Raw genomic sequence first — 14,149 nt, 5'->3', positions numbered from 1 at the left:
GTCCCACAGAGCTTCTGCCAGGCCGTCGTCCGCGACGCCACCGGTCCCCAAGGAGACCCCATGTCAGCACACCGATGGCCGGTCCGGCCCGTGCCGAGCGAGCTCACCGCCGAGTGGCGGGCGGCCGGCCTCTGGGACGACACGACGCTCGGCGTGAAGATCGACAAGGCGCTGCGCGACCACGCCGAGCAGGAGTTCCACGTCCACTCGCTCGAACGGCCCTGGAAGGGGACCTACGGCGAGCTGCGGGAGCGGGCGCTCGCGGTGGCCGGAGACCTGTCCGCCCGCGGCGTCCGGCCGGGCGACGCGGTCGCCTTCCAGCTGCCCAACTGGGCCGAGGCCGCCGTAGTCTTCTACGCCGCCTCGTTCCTGGGCACCGTCGTCGTGCCGATCGTGCACTTCTACGGCGTCAAGGAGGTCTCCTACATCCTGCGTCGCACGGACGCGGTCGCGTTCGTCACCGCCGCTCGGTTCGGCCGGCGTGACTTCCTCGCGGATCTGCCGAAGTTCATCGACGGCGCCGCGGCCCTGAAGGTCGTCGCCGTCGTCGGCGCGGCTGACGGCACGCTGCCCGCGGGCGCCGTTCCGTTCGACGCGCTGACCTCCGGCCCCGCGCTGACCGGCCCGGTCGACACCGACCCCGACGGGCCGGCCGTCGTCGCCTTCACCTCGGGCACGACCGCCGACCCGAAGGGGGTCGTGCACTCTCACAACACGCTCACCGCCGAGCTCATCCAGCTCCACGACATGGACGCGGGCAGTGGTCGGCCCTCGCTGATCGGCGCTCCGGTGGGCCACTTCATGGGGATGCTCGGCGGGCTCCTGCTCCCAGCCGTGCACGACATGCCCGTGCACCTCATCGACGTCTGGGACCCCGCGCGGGTGCTCTCCACGATGCTGACCTGGGGACTGTCGGCCGGATCAGGCTCGACGTTCTTCCTCACGAGCCTGCTCGACCACCCCGACTTCACCGCCGACCACCTGCGCCTCATCCGCAGCGTCGGCCTTGGCGGGTCTGCCGTGCCGGCGGCGGTCGCGGAGCGGGCCACCGCGGCCGGCATCTCGGTGCTGCGCAGCTACGGCGCGACCGAACACCCGTCGATCACCGGCTCGAAGCACGAGCACGACGCTCAGTCCAGGCTGCGCACCGACGGCCGGCCGATGGCCGCTGTCGAGATCAGGCTGCTCGACGACGACGGCCAGCCCGTCCCCGTGGGTGTGCCCGGGGAGATCTGGTCGCGCGGCCCGGACTGCTGCATCGGCTACACCGACCCGGAGCTCACCGCGCGCGCCTTCGACGCCGACGGCTGGTACCGCACCGAGGACGTCGGCGTGCTGGACGCCCAGGGCTGCCTGACGATCACCGACCGCAAGAAGGACATCATCATCCGCGGCGGCGAGAACGTCAGCGCGGCCGAGGTCGAGGAACTGCTGATGCAGGTGGTCCCCGGCCTCCTGGAGGTCGCGGTCATCTCGATCCCGGACGCCCGGCTCGGCGAGAAGGTCGGCGCCGTGCTGCGGATGGCGCCCGGGACGCCCGCGCCCAGCCTCGAGGACGTGCGCGGGTGGCTCACCACGGCCGGGCTCGGCCGCCAGAAGCTTCCCGAACGCCTCGACGCGGTCGACGACTTCCCGCGCACCTCCACGGCGAAGATCATCAAGGCCGAGCTCCGCCGGCGGATCGCCGCCGTGGCCACGGCCAACTAATCGGCAAGTCGTGCGACAGACGCCATCGGCCAGCGGTGGCGGACAACAAAGGAGAGTGGATTCATGCCGGTAAGCAAGCTCAGTGATCTGCCCGTCGGCGGCGGTGGCCGCTGGCCGTTGTGCGGGGTCGGGTTCCGCTCGGTCCAGTGGGGAGATCTCGAGGTCGGCTACACCACCACGGTCGCCGGCGACCACACGGCGGGCTACCAGGGGTTACCCGGCGGTGTCTGCCCCTGCCCGCACTATGGCTACATCTTCAAGGGCCGCCTGCGCGCCCACTTCCCGGGCAGCGACATGCCGGACGAGGTCGCCCAGACCGGCGAGGCCTACTTCTTCCCGGCCGGCCACGTCCTCATCTACGAGGAGGAGACCGAGGCCCTCGAACTCAACCCGGCCGACGCTCTGCAGCGCCTCATGGACCACTTCGAGAAAATGGCGCGCAACTACGCCGCGCAGGCGACACCCGACCAGCGCTAGGCGCCGCCGCCCACCGGCCTGCGCGCGGCGAAGTGCCGAGGTCGGCACTTCGCGTGGCCTTGATCGCTGGATTGGCCCTGAGATGGTCGTAACCGAGACGGTTTCTGCGACCACCTCAGGGCTCAAACGGCGATCATGGCCGGTCGGGGCGGTCGGTTGTCAGGTCAGGCGCGCGGTGTCGGCGGCGTCGTAGGCCCGGATCTCGGCGAGGCGGCGTTCGCGCAGCTTGGTGGTCCAGGCGGGGTCGGAGAGCAGGACGCGGGCGAGCGCGACGAGGTCGAACTCGCCTCGGTGGAACAGCTCCAGCAGCGGGGCGAGGCTCAGCGTCGGCGCCAGGCTCTCGTCGTCGCCGTGGAAGGCGACCGGCACGCCGACCGAGCCGATCGCGATGGTGGGCAGGCCGGTGAGATTCTTCGCCCAGCCGGCCAGCGTGCGCGGCGAGCCGTCGAACGCCGGTAGCCAGTAACGGCGGGTCGAGACGTGCAGCGCGGTGGCCCCGGCCGCCGCGAGCGGCGTGAGCAGCTCCGCGAGCTCGTCGGGCGTCTGCGCGATCCGCGCGTGGAAGTCGGCGCCCTTCCACTGGGAGAACCGGTAGATCACCGGGAAGTCCGGTCCGACCTCGGCGCGGACCGCTGCGACGACCTCGGCGCCGATCCGGGCGCGGTTGGCGAGGCTTCCGCCGTAGCCGTCGGCGCGGTGGTTGGTCCGCGTCCAGAAGAACTGGTCGAGCAGGTAGCCGTGGGCTCCGTGCAGCTCGACGCCGTCGAACCCGGCGCGGCGCGCGTCGCCCGCGGCGCGCGCGAAGGAGGCGACCACCTCGTCGATCTGGGCCGTGGTCGCGGGTTCGCCGATCACCGTGCCATCGGGACGCAGCCCCGACGGCGAGAACACGGGCGCCTGCGGATGGGGCGGGGCCCCCGCCGCGCGGCCGGCGCCGAGATGCCACAGCTGGGGGACGATCCGCCCGCCGGCCGCGTGCACCGCGTCGGCGACCCGGCGCCAGCCGGCCAGCGAGTCCTCGCCGTAGAACCGCGGCACCCGGTCGCTGGAGCCGGCGGACACGTGGTCGACGTAGGTGCCCTCGGTGACGACCAGGCCGACGTGGGCCGCCCGCCGCGCGTAGTAGCCGGCGACGTCGTCGCCCGGCACCCCGTCCGGGGAGAACTGGCGGGTCATCGGGGCCATCACGAACCGGTTGGCCAGCTCGACACCGGACAGCGAGAACGGCGCGAACAGCGGGGTCACGTCCGCCCCGTCCAGCAGGTGCGTGTTGCTCAGGGCGGGCGCGGTGGTGGCGGCACTCGTCGGCGCGGCACTCGAAGACACAGTCACATGGCGTTCAATCCGGCCGGCCCGGCTGGTGTTCCAGCCGGCCGGTGTGTCGCCGCTGGCGCCGGGGGCGAGCCGGCGCTCCGCTCAGCCGCTCAGCCGCTGGTCGATGAACTGGCGGATGTCCGCGTCGAGCTCGCTTTGTTCGGGTGTGTCGACCATGAAGCCGCCGTGGGGGCACGCCTCCAGGACATGGAGCTGGGCGTCGACGCCGGCCGCCCGCAGCGCGCGGTGCATGCGGACGGTGTTGGACAGGAAGAAGTCCCGCGTGCCGCTGGTGAGCAGGGTCGGGGGGAAGCCCTTGGCGAAGTCGCCGAACAGGGGCGACAGATAGGGATGGGTCAGGTCGTGGCCGCCCGCGTAGAGCAGGTTGGCGTTCATCAGGCTCTGGCCGCCGCCGACGGTGTCGACGCCGAGCATCGTGTGGAAGGTGTCGCCGGACTCGGTGAGGTCGACCTCGGGGCTGATGAGCACCGCGGCGGCGGGCAGTGGCAGACCTTCGTCACGGGCCCGCAGGATGAGCGCGGCGGCGAGGTTGCCTCCGGCCGAGCCGCCGCCGACGACGACGTTCTCCGGGCCGTAGGACGCGAGTACCTGTCGGTAGACGGCGAGGCAGTCGTCGAGTGGCGTGGGGTAGGGATGGTCGGGGGGCATCCGGTAGTCCGGTGCCCACACCCGGATGCCGAACCGGTTGGCCGCCGCGATGCCGGTGACGCGGCACAGCTCGTCCCCGCCGCCGACGAGCGCGCCGCCGTGGATGTCGAGGTAGATCCGCCTGTCCGCCGCTCCGGTGCTGTGCGGGGTGATGGTGAAGGTGCGGACGCCGGCGATCTCGGTGTCCTCGACGTCGGCGTTCGGGGGTGGGCCCTGGGTGAGCATGCCGCGCACCAGCTCGCTGGTCTGGGCGATCATCACCCGCCAGGCGTCGAGGTCGTCGGGCGGTGGCTGCGGCGTACCGCCGATCACGCCCTGGGCCAGCACCGCCTGCGCCTGCGGGCTGATCGAGGTGGGAACCGGGATCTCGCGCGCCGGGACCCGTAAGGCGGGCGGCGAGTCGTTCTCGCTCATGACATCCTCCCCAGCGGGCCGAGATCTGGGCCGGCAGTCGGGCCGCCGCGTGTGCGGGTGCGCCTGCCGTTCCAGATCGTCTCGGCCGTCGGTTCAACGGTGGCCGGTTGTGCTGACCACCTGTTTAGCACAGGGTGCGTGCCGCCGGCCACGGCGAGACGGCGACCGCCTCCGCACGGGCAGACCTTCAGTCGCGAGAGGGCTTCTGGTCGGCGTCTTCGGAAGCGCGCACGGAACCCTCGCGCGGGGACCAGCCGCGAATAAGTCCGCCCGTACAGAAGTCCCAGACCTCGGCCGCCGTCAGCGGGTGACCGTACCCCGCGCTGGCGACGCCGGCGAGGAACAGGGCGGTGTGCACCACGGCGGTGGCGGCCGCGCCTGACCGAAGGCGCGGGCGCACCTGCCCGGCCTGTTCCGCGTCGGCCATCATCTCGGTGAACACCTGAAGAAGCGGCTGGAGCGCCACCCGGCCGCTGGCCGGGTGGGACGACACCGTCAGTGGGGCGAAATGGCTGAGGAGCCCGGGCCGTCCACGCTCGTCCGGCGCCGACTGCTCGAACAGAACGTGAACGGCGGACCTGAGCCGTTCCAGCGGACCGGAGCTGTTTGGAACGCTCGCCAGGATCTGCTGCGCGCAGGCCCGCACCGTCTCGTCCATCAGGGTGATGAGCAGTTCATCTCTGCCGGAGAAATGCTGGTAGAAGCAGCGGAAGGACAGCCTCGAAGCGTCGAGGACGTCCCGCACGGTGAAATCGGTGACGCCCTTTTCGACGATGAGACTCCGCGTCGCGTCGAGGAGCCGCGCCTTGTCGCTCGCCGCATGCGAGCGCACCGGGCTGGCCCTGACGCGGGAATTACTGGCCAGGACCATCGGTGCGTCCCTCCTGTCAGGTCGCGTGGACCTGCCGGTCGCGCGGCGGCCGTCGTCGGCGCGGTGGACGGTGGTGTCGCAGGGGTCAAGGGGGCGCTGAACAACCGTATAGCATCTGGGGCTGGCGAGCAAGATCCCGATTGGCTGGGCGCCATCGGCCTGGCCGTCGCCGCGTCCTGGTGGGCCGTCCTGCCTGCCTGCCTGGCGCGCCCAGTGGTCGTCGGCCCCGCCGTCCCGGCCGGATGGCGGGAGGCGGGGCCTGGTGGCTGGCCCGGCGTGACCCTTGGCGGGTCGCGGGCGGCCCGCGCGAACGGTCCGGCGAGCCGGTTGACATGCCTGTCCGTCCTCGTTATACATGCGTTCAGCGGAACCGCGGCCGCACTACGAGACCTTTGGTGCCGCCGACGTGTCTGAGCGAGCCGTTGTCTCCCCGGAGATGGGCGACGCGAACATCTGCCGTGTGTCCCCTGCCATCGAGGCGGGCGGACCGGCTTGACTTTCCCGAACCCTGCCTCGAGTTGAAGCCGGTCGCTGGCTGACAACGACCTCCAGCTCGCCCGCGAGCGCCGGGAGCCGTTGCCTCGCGCGTCCATTCGTCCAGCCATCGCACATTCGGCGACAACGCCGCGAATGAGGAATCGGAGAAGAGATGGGTTTATATAGGACGGGGAGTCGCAAGCGGCTCGGTCTGATGGCGGCCTGCGTGGTCGCCACCCTGATCGGCGCGGCGGCGTGCGGCGGGTCGTCGGCTGCCAAGGGCGGCGGTGGGAGTGCGTCCGCCGGGTCGGCGCCGAAGGCGACCGTCACGGTCGGCGTCCTGGCCGACGTCACCGGTGCCGCCGCCTCCGGGAACAAGTCGAGTCTCGACGGGTTCAAGGCGGGCACGTTCTACGCGTCCCGCGAGGGTTACACGATCAAATACATCGTCGCGGACACGGCGACCAACCCGGCGACCGTGCTGTCCATGGCGCAGAAGCTGGTCACCCAGGACCATGTCACCGCCGTGTTGGCCCACTCGGCGTTGTTCTTCGCGGCCGCGCAGTACCTCACCGCGCACAACGTTCCGGTGATCGGGTTCGCCGAGGACGGCCGGGAGTGGTTCACCTCGCCGAACATGTTCTCGATCACCGGGCCCAGCCTGGACGACGAGGTCACGACCACCATCGGCCAGATATTCAAGAAGGTCGGGGTCACCAATCTGGCCGCGCTGGCCTACTCCGTCGCGCCGGGATCGCAGGCCGCCGCGAACGAGGCCGCCGCTTCGGGACGGCTCGCCGGGATCAAGGTCGGCTACCAGAACGTGCAGCTGCCGTTCGGTACGACCGACGTGGGGCCGCCCGTGCTGGCGATGAAGAACGCTGGTATCGACGGGTTCTTCGGTGCGGTGGACGCCAACACGTCATTCGTCATGTTGAAGTCCCTGAAGGACCAGGGCGTCGCGCTGAAGGGTGCCCTGCTGGCGACGGGCTACGGAGGCGACCTGGCCCAGGCGGGTCCCGGTGCGTCGCAGATCGCCCAGGGCGCGTATTTCTCGCTCGGTTTCGAGCCGGTGGAGATGCAGACGGCCGCGACGAAGCAGTTCGAGAGCGACCTGAAGTCCGCCGGCGTCACGGGTGAGCCGACGTTCGCGCAGTACGACGGCTACATCACGATGGGCCTGCTGGTCCGGGCACTGAAGGCGGCCGGCGCCAACCCGACGTCGGCGTCGCTGCTGACCGCGCTGCGAGGCATTCACGACTGGGATGGCCTGGGTCTGTTCGGTCCGGGGAAGACGTACGACATCAACCAGAAGAAGATCACGACCGGCGAGTGCCTGTTCGTGGTCAAGTACGAGGGCAGCGCCTTCAAGCCTGTGCAGGGTGCTCTCCCGCTGTGCGGCACCCTGACGGATCAGAAGATCCAGCGCGCGTCCTGACAGCCCGGTGAGCAGGGAAGCCCTCGGCCCGGCCGAGGGCTTCCCTGTGGCCTTTTCGCGTGGCCGGCCGCGCGAGAGCGGTGCCCGGTGAGGTCCTCAGCTCGCCTGCCGGAGTCCGTTGAAGAGCAGGTCGGCGAGTTCGGCGAAGGATTCGGCGGCGGACAGTCCGGTCCGCTCGAGCAGTGCACCGGACTGGACGGCTTCGAGGGCGAGGCCGACGATCTGGGCCGCGAACGTACCGTTGGTCGCCCGGAAGACGCCCGCCCGGACGCCGTCGTCGATCATCTCCTGGATGCGCTCGGCGGCCTTGGCGGTGTTGCGCCGGTAGATCTCCGCGGTGGGGGCGTAGGTGACCATGTCGGCGTAGAAGTCCGGCGAGTTGCGGCGCATCGCCTGGGCCACGCCCTGCAGATAGGTCGTGATCTTCACCTGCGGGTCGTCCTGTTCGGCGACGGCGTGCTCGATGCGATCGGCCTCGGTGCCGAAGAAGTGCTTGGTAGCCGCGATCACCAGCTGTTCCTTCGTGCCGCCGACTCCGTAGAGCGTCGACTTCGAACAGTGCATGCGGCGGGCGAGGTCGTCGACGGACACCGAGGTGAAGCCCTCGGCCAGGAAGATCTCGGTGATCTGCGCCAGGAGCTCCCCGCGCCGCGCGGTATCGACGCGGCGCCGCCGCGGTGTCCGCAGCGGGGTGGCGGGCGTCGAGCCGACTGGACGCGTCATGTGCCCAAGTCTGGCGCAGCACCGAGTGGGGAGGCGCCTGGACTTGCCGATCGGGTACGTAAGACGGTACGTTCGGCCGCACTAAAGTACCCATGCGAGGAGTCGTGATGGTCGACCCGGCAACGCGCGCCGAACAGTTGGTGGCGAGCTACTCGGCGCCATCGCTCGACGTCGCCCAGTTACTGTGCGATCGCCACCCGGGTCACGCGGTCGCGGCGCGGGTGATCGGGGAGGACCTGGCCGAGACGACGGTCACCTACGCGGAGTTGTCCGAGTCATCGCGGCGGTTCGCCGCCGTGCTGAGCGAGCGCGGCATCGGGCGTGGTGACCGGGTGGCGACGCTGATGGGCAAGAGCGTCGACCTGCTCACCGTGCTGGTCGGGATCTGGCGCGTGGGTGCGGTGTACGTCCCGCTGTTCACCGCCTTCGCCGAGGCCGCCGTGACCGACCGGCTGCGTCGCTCGCAGACCCGTCTGGTGATCGTCGACCCCGATCAGCGCCACAAGATCGGCGACGGTGCCTGGGTGGTGCTCCCGGCCGACGAGGTGGCGTCCGAGGTGGCACGTGCTCAGCCCTGGGAACCGCGCTCGGTCGCGGTCGGGGGAGCCGGCGCGTTGGTGCACATGTTCACCTCGGGTACGACTGGGTCCCCGAAGGGCGTCGTGCATCCGGCCGCCTATATCGGCGGCTGGCACAGCTACCAGGAGTTCGGGCTCGGAGTCGGCGCCGGCAGTGTGTTCTGGTCCGCGGCGGATCCTGGCTGGGCCTACGGTCTCTACACGGCGATCGTCGCCCCGCTGGCGGCCGGAATACCAACGGTTCTGCTACGCGGCGGCTTCTCCGCGGAGGCGACACAGTGGGTGCTCGCGGAGCTGAAGGTGACCAACTTCGCCGCCGCCCCGACCGCCTATCGCGGCCTGCGTAACTCCGGTCAGCTCCAGCCGGGAACGCTCGACGTGCCGTATCTGTCCAGCGCGGGGGAGCCGCTGACGCCGGATGTGAACGTCTGGGCGCCCGAGGCTCTGGGCGCGCGGGTGCATGACCACTACGGGCAGACCGAGGTCGGCATGCCGATCGGTTTCCCCCACCACGAGGCCGTGGCGGTGCCGGTCGTCGACGGCGCGATGGGGGTCGCGCTGCCTGGCTGGTCGGCGACGGTGCTGGCCCCGGACCGCGACGAGCCCGCCGAACCTGGAACCGTCGGCCGGCTCGCGCTCGTCGTCGCGGACAGCCCGTTCATGACCTTCACGGCGTACGCCGACGGCGATGACCACGGCCGGTTCGTCGGCGACGGCCGGTACTACGTCACGGGTGACACGGCGAGCATCGACGTCGCCGGGATCGTCCGCTTCTCCTCCCGCGACGACGATGTGATCATCATGGCCGGGTACCGCATCGGCCCGTTCGACGTGGAGTCGGTGCTCGCCCAGCACCCCGCGGTCGCCGAATGCGCCGTGATCGCCGCGCCGGACGAGACCCGCGGCGAGGTCGTCGAGGCCTACGTGGTGGCCGCCCCCGGCAGTGCTGTCACCGAGGACGAGCTGCGGCGGTGGGTCAAGGACCGGTACTCCGCGCACGCCTACCCGCGCCGGGTCCACTTCGTGGCCAGCCTGCCGAAGACGCCGAGCGGCAAGATCCAGCGGGCCGAGCTGCGCCGGCAGCGGCGCGCGGAGGTCCTCGGCGGGCGCGGGTCCCGATGAACGATCTGGAGATCCTTCGCGTCGAACGGTCGGGCGCGGTGCGGGTCCTGACGATGAACCGGCCACATCGGCGCAACGCGCTGGACGCGGCACTGGTCGACGCCCTCGACCAGGCGCTGTCCGAGGCGGAGGCGGACCAGGAGACGCACGCAGTCGTGCTGCTCGGCGCGGGCCGGAGTTTCTGCGCCGGCGCCGACCTGCGGTACTTCCTCGCCCTCGGCGAGCGCGGTGAGACCCCCCTGGCGTTTCTGCGGACCGTGTCCGCGTTGGCCACCCGATTGGAGGTCAGCCCGTTGCCGATCGTGGCGGGGCTGCACGGCCACGCCGTCGCGGGCGGCATCGAGCTGGCCCTGGCCTGCGACGTCGTCGTCGCCGCGGCCGGCACACTGATCGGCGACGGGCACGTCCTGAACAACCTGCTGCCCGCCGGCGGCGCCGCGGTGCGGATGCCGCGGATGCTGGGCCAGGCGACCGCGCGGCGGCTCGCGCTGACCGGCGAGCTGATGCCGGCCGAGCGGCTCGCCGCCACCGGCTGGCCCCACGAGGTCGTCGCGCCGGACGAGGTCGGGCCGGCCGCGCTGCGGATCGCCGAGACCCTGGCCCGGACACACGGGCCGGCCCAGAGCGGCTACAAGCGGCTGCTCGCCCAGACGCCGGCGATGGAGACTCCCGCCGCGCTGGCCTTGGAACTGGACGCCTTCGACGCGCACTGGGCTGCCCACGACGTCGCCGCCGCGCTGCGGGACTTCGTCAACCGCCCCGCCACGACCCGAACGGAGCAGCCAGCGTGAACCGCTTCACCGACCAGGTCGTCCTCGTCACCGGCGGTGGCCAGGGCCTCGGCGCGGCGATGGCCCACCGGTTCGCCGCCGAGGGCGCCACCGTGGTCATCGGCGACCTCGACAAGGACACCGCGGCCGCCCAGGCCGAGGCGTTGCGCGCCCAGTTCGGTCAGCCCGCCGAGGCCGTCGGCGTCGACGTGACGGACTCGGCCGCGATCACCGAGTGGATCGACGACGTGGCGGCGCGGCGTGGGCGGATCGACGTTCTCATCAACAACGCCGGCATCATCCGGGACAACCGGGTCACCGCCATCAGCGACGCGGACTGGCACGCGGTTGTCGACGTCTCCCTGACGGGAAGCTTCCACTGCGCTCGCGCGGTGATCCCGCACATGCGGGCCCGCGGCTATGGGCGCATCGTGTCATTCAGCTCGATGAGCTGGCGCGGCAACTTCGGGCAGGCGAACTACGTCGCCGCCAAGGCCGGGATCGTCGGCCTGACCCGCGCCATCGCGCTGGAAACGGCCCGCGACGGCATCACCGTCAACGCCATCGCCCCCGGGCTGATCGAGACCCCGATGCTCGCCTCGATGAACGCGCCGGCCCGGGCGAAGCTCGTCGGCAAGGTGCCCCAGCGCGCGACCGGCCAGCCCACCGACATCGCCGAGGCCGCCGCGTTCCTCACCTCGCCGGCGGCCGGCTACATCACCGGCGTCGTCCTCGACGTCGACGGCGGGCTCGGTATCGGCTCGTCCATTCGCTAACCCCGCACCTGCTGCCGAGAGGAATGCCAGCTGTGACGAGCTCCCACCCCCCGACGCGGATTCCCGAACGACTGGTCCCGGTCCCCACGACGCTGAGCGAGCCCGCGCAGGCCATCATCGCGATGGGCAATCCGCTGCCTTTCAAGCCGTGGCCGCCGCTGGACGACCGCGAGGCGGTGCAGGCGTTCATCGACGAGCGGAACGCGGCGGCGCCGCCAGGCGCGGAAGGGCCGATGGTCGCGTCCTGCTACGGCGCCGCCGACACCGGCGTGCCCTGCGCGACCGCCCGCATCGAGCTCGACGGCGTCGGCGTCTGGCAGGCGATTCCGGACAGCCTTGCCGCTGACGACCGCCGGGTCTACCTGGTCATTCACGGAGCCTGGATCTATGGGGGCGGCGAGCTGGCCCGGCTGGGCGCCGCGATGACCGCCGGCGGCCTCGGCGCGAAGACGTGGGCGGTGGACTACCGGATGCCGCCGTTCCACCCGTTCCCGACCCCGCTCGACGACTGCCTCACCGCCTACCGCGCGTTGCTCGACGCGCATCGGCCCGAGGACATCATCATCGGCGGCATGTCCGGCGGGGCGAACCTCACGGTGGCGACGATCCTGCGGGCCCGCGACGAGGGCCTGCCGCTGCCGGCCGCCGCCGTGGTGAACACGCCTCCCATCGACCTCACCAAGGTCGGTGACTCCTACCAGGCCAGTCAGGGCGTGGACATCTCCTACGACGAGGCAGAGCTGGAAACCGTCTTCAAGCTCTACACAGACGGGCATGATCGCCGTGACCCGTATGTCTCCCCGCTGTTCGGCGACTTCGGCAAGGGCTTCCCGCCGACCATCCTGACCACCGGCACCCGCGACTTCCTGCTCTCGGACACCGTGCGGCTGCACCGGACGCTGCTGGCGGCGGGGGTGGAAGCGGAACTGCACGTCTGGGAAGGCGCGCCGCACTTCATGTTCCTCGGCCTGGCCCCCGAGGACCATCAGCGCCAGGCGCAGGTGCGTCAGTTCTGCGAGCGGCAGTGGGCGGCCGCCCGATGAAGCTCAACCTGATGAGCCGCCTGCTGCAGAAGACCCAGCAGTTACCACCGCCGCTGACCCGTGACGTGACCGTGCATCGCAACCTGCGGGTACCGATGCGCGACGGCGTCGAACTGGTCGCCGACCACTGGTTCCCGAAGTCGGGCGCCGAGGGTCTTCCGACCGTACTGATCCGCACCACCTACGGCAGCCACACCTCGGCCACCTATCCGCTCGCGAGGCCCATCGCCGAGCGTGGATTCCAGGTGTTCATCACCAACGCCCGTGGCACCTTCGGCTCCGGCGGCACCTTCGACCCGCTTCGTCCCGAACGCGACGACGGTCTGGACACGTTGGACTGGATCCTCAAACAGCCCTGGTTCGGCGATTCCATCCTGCTCTACGGGCCCAGCTATCTCGGCTACACCCAGTGGGCCGTCGCCGATCAGGTGCCACCGCAGGTCAAGGCCATGATCCCGATCCAGAGCGAGTCGGCGACGCTGCTGGAATTCCTGCGCTCCGACGGCTTCGCGCTGGAGATCCCGTTCATCTGGGGCTTCGTGGTCGACGGGCAGGAACGCCCGCTGGCGCTGCTGCGGCACCCCGGCCTGGCCGGCCGGCGCAAGATGAACCGCCTGATCGCGAGCCTGCCGCTGAACACGGCCGACCAGCGTGGCGTCGGCCATCGCATCGACTACATCCAGGACATGCTGGCCCACGACGCCGCCTCCCCGTACTGGGCGCGCGCCGATCACAGCGCCCGAGTCGCCGACGTGACGATCCCGGTCAGCTCGATCGCCGGCTGGCACGACTTCTTCCTGCCCGGCCAGCTCCGCGACTTCACCGCTCTGCAGGCGGCCGGCCGCCCGGCCCGGCTCACGGTCGGGCCCTGGGCGCACAGCATGACCGCCGAGCCGATCAAGCTCGGCATGCAGGAGCTGCTCGACTTCGGCCTGGCTCACGCCCGTGGGGAGCAACCCGGCGACCGCGCGCCCGTCCGGCTGTTCGTCCAGGGGCTCGAGGAGTGGCGCGACTTCGCCTCGTGGCCGCCCGAGGGCTACTCGCCCCAGCGGTTCCAGCTGCAACCGGGCGGCGGTCTGTCCACGGACGATCCGGCGGCGTCGGCCCCCGACGGCTACCGGTACGACCCGGCGGATCCGACCCCGGCCGTCGGCGGGTCCCGCTTCCAGACCAACACCGGGTCGGTCGACAACACCCGGCTTGAGGCGCGGCCTGACGTTCTCACGTACACCACGCCGCCACTGGACCACGACGTCGAGATCATCGGCGACGTCGACGCCGAGATCTGGTTCCGGTCCAGCCTGCCGTTCGCCGACGTGTTCGTCCGGGTCTGCGACGTCAGAACCGACGGCCGCTCCTTCAACGTCACTGACGGCCTCACGAGCCTGACCGACGCCGACCGGGACACCTGCGCGCGGGTGCGACTGTTCGCCACCGCCCACCGGTTCAAGCAGGGGCACCGCATCCGCGTCCAGATCTCCAGCGGCGCCTTCCCCCGGTACAACCGCAACCCCGGTACCGGCGAGCCCCGCGGCAGCGCGACCACTCTGCGGGCCGCCAGCCAGACCGTCTTCCACGACGAGACCCATCCCTCGGCGGTCATCCTGCCGGTCCGCCGAGGCGACTGACGAGGTGTGAGCGCGGATGGCGCGGGTGGGCCGCCCGTGCCCCCTGCGGGCGTGGGCGCGGACATCCGCCGGCCGTGGGCAGGGGCCTCCCGCCGGTTCGGTGAACCGGAGTGGGGCAAGCCCATCGGGAGCGGCGTAGTGC

Annotated in this window: 12 protein-coding genes; 8 read left to right on the top strand and 4 right to left on the bottom strand. The window is 71.2% G+C overall.

Annotated elements, in window-relative coordinates; translation table 11 throughout:
* Nucleotides 1-60 precede the first annotated feature (60 nt).
* Both FRAEUI1C_RS20485 and FRAEUI1C_RS20480 read left to right on the top strand, forming a co-directional pair.
* A complete protein-coding gene (locus FRAEUI1C_RS20485) occupies nucleotides 61-1,707 on the top strand; it encodes an AMP-binding protein (protein WP_013425247.1) in 1,647 nt (548 codons plus the stop codon).
* A 63-nt stretch (nucleotides 1,708-1,770) separates the two neighbouring features.
* Entirely contained in the window at nucleotides 1,771-2,184 is a 414-nt protein-coding gene (locus tag FRAEUI1C_RS20480; RefSeq protein ID WP_013425246.1) for a cupin domain-containing protein, read from the top strand.
* 159 nt (nucleotides 2,185-2,343) lie between these two features.
* Here the strand turns inward: FRAEUI1C_RS20480 and FRAEUI1C_RS20475 are convergent, their stop codons facing one another.
* The 3 genes from FRAEUI1C_RS20475 to FRAEUI1C_RS20465 form a co-directional block, all read right to left on the bottom strand.
* Nucleotides 2,344-3,516, bottom strand: a complete 1,173-nt coding sequence (locus FRAEUI1C_RS20475; RefSeq protein ID WP_013425245.1) for an NADH:flavin oxidoreductase — start codon at nucleotides 3,514-3,516, stop codon at nucleotides 2,344-2,346.
* An 84-nt stretch (nucleotides 3,517-3,600) separates the two neighbouring features.
* Nucleotides 3,601-4,581, bottom strand: a complete 981-nt coding sequence (locus tag FRAEUI1C_RS20470; protein WP_013425244.1) for an alpha/beta hydrolase — start codon at nucleotides 4,579-4,581, stop codon at nucleotides 3,601-3,603.
* A 187-nt stretch (nucleotides 4,582-4,768) separates the two neighbouring features.
* The gene (locus tag FRAEUI1C_RS20465; protein WP_013425243.1) at nucleotides 4,769-5,452 is read right to left on the bottom strand and encodes a TetR/AcrR family transcriptional regulator; all 684 of its coding nucleotides are present in this window, start codon (nucleotides 5,450-5,452) and stop codon (nucleotides 4,769-4,771) included.
* A gap of 649 nt (nucleotides 5,453-6,101) precedes the next feature.
* Between FRAEUI1C_RS20465 and FRAEUI1C_RS20460 the strand changes: the two genes are divergently transcribed.
* Entirely contained in the window at nucleotides 6,102-7,367 is a 1,266-nt protein-coding gene (locus tag FRAEUI1C_RS20460) for an ABC transporter substrate-binding protein (protein ID WP_013425242.1), read from the top strand.
* 96 nt (nucleotides 7,368-7,463) lie between these two features.
* On the opposite strand, the gene FRAEUI1C_RS20455 is transcribed toward FRAEUI1C_RS20460, so the two are convergent.
* Nucleotides 7,464-8,090 carry a TetR/AcrR family transcriptional regulator gene (locus FRAEUI1C_RS20455; RefSeq protein WP_013425241.1) on the bottom strand — a complete coding sequence of 209 codons (627 nt, stop codon included), beginning with the start codon at nucleotides 8,088-8,090 and terminating at the stop codon, nucleotides 7,464-7,466.
* 107 nt (nucleotides 8,091-8,197) lie between these two features.
* On the opposite strand from FRAEUI1C_RS20455, the gene FRAEUI1C_RS20450 reads away from it, so the two are divergent.
* Genes FRAEUI1C_RS20450 through FRAEUI1C_RS20430 form a run of 5 tightly spaced genes read left to right on the top strand, consistent with a single transcriptional unit; the run spans nucleotide 8,198 to nucleotide 14,007 of the window.
* The gene (locus FRAEUI1C_RS20450; RefSeq protein WP_013425240.1) at nucleotides 8,198-9,790 is read left to right on the top strand and encodes an AMP-binding protein; all 1,593 of its coding nucleotides are present in this window, start codon (nucleotides 8,198-8,200) and stop codon (nucleotides 9,788-9,790) included.
* The gene (locus FRAEUI1C_RS20445; RefSeq protein WP_013425239.1) at nucleotides 9,787-10,581 is read left to right on the top strand and encodes an enoyl-CoA hydratase/isomerase family protein; all 795 of its coding nucleotides are present in this window, start codon (nucleotides 9,787-9,789) and stop codon (nucleotides 10,579-10,581) included. Before FRAEUI1C_RS20450 ends, FRAEUI1C_RS20445 begins: the two co-directional genes overlap by 4 nt.
* On the top strand, nucleotides 10,578-11,336 hold the full coding sequence (locus FRAEUI1C_RS20440; protein ID WP_013425238.1) for an SDR family oxidoreductase: 759 nt from the start codon (nucleotides 10,578-10,580) through the stop codon (nucleotides 11,334-11,336). Before FRAEUI1C_RS20445 ends, FRAEUI1C_RS20440 begins: the two co-directional genes overlap by 4 nt.
* Nucleotides 11,337-11,368: 32 nt before the next feature.
* Nucleotides 11,369-12,379 carry an alpha/beta hydrolase gene (locus FRAEUI1C_RS20435; protein ID WP_013425237.1) on the top strand — a complete coding sequence of 337 codons (1,011 nt, stop codon included), beginning with the start codon at nucleotides 11,369-11,371 and terminating at the stop codon, nucleotides 12,377-12,379.
* Entirely contained in the window at nucleotides 12,376-14,007 is a 1,632-nt protein-coding gene (locus tag FRAEUI1C_RS20430; RefSeq protein ID WP_013425236.1) for a CocE/NonD family hydrolase, read from the top strand. Before FRAEUI1C_RS20435 ends, FRAEUI1C_RS20430 begins: the two co-directional genes overlap by 4 nt.
* The last annotated feature ends 142 nt before the right edge of the window (nucleotides 14,008-14,149 follow it).

Source organism: Pseudofrankia inefficax (assembly GCF_000166135.1).
Classification (GTDB): Bacteria; Actinomycetota; Actinomycetes; order Frankiales; family Frankiaceae; genus Pseudofrankia; species Pseudofrankia inefficax.
This window is presented reverse-complemented; position numbering and strand designations above follow the sequence as displayed.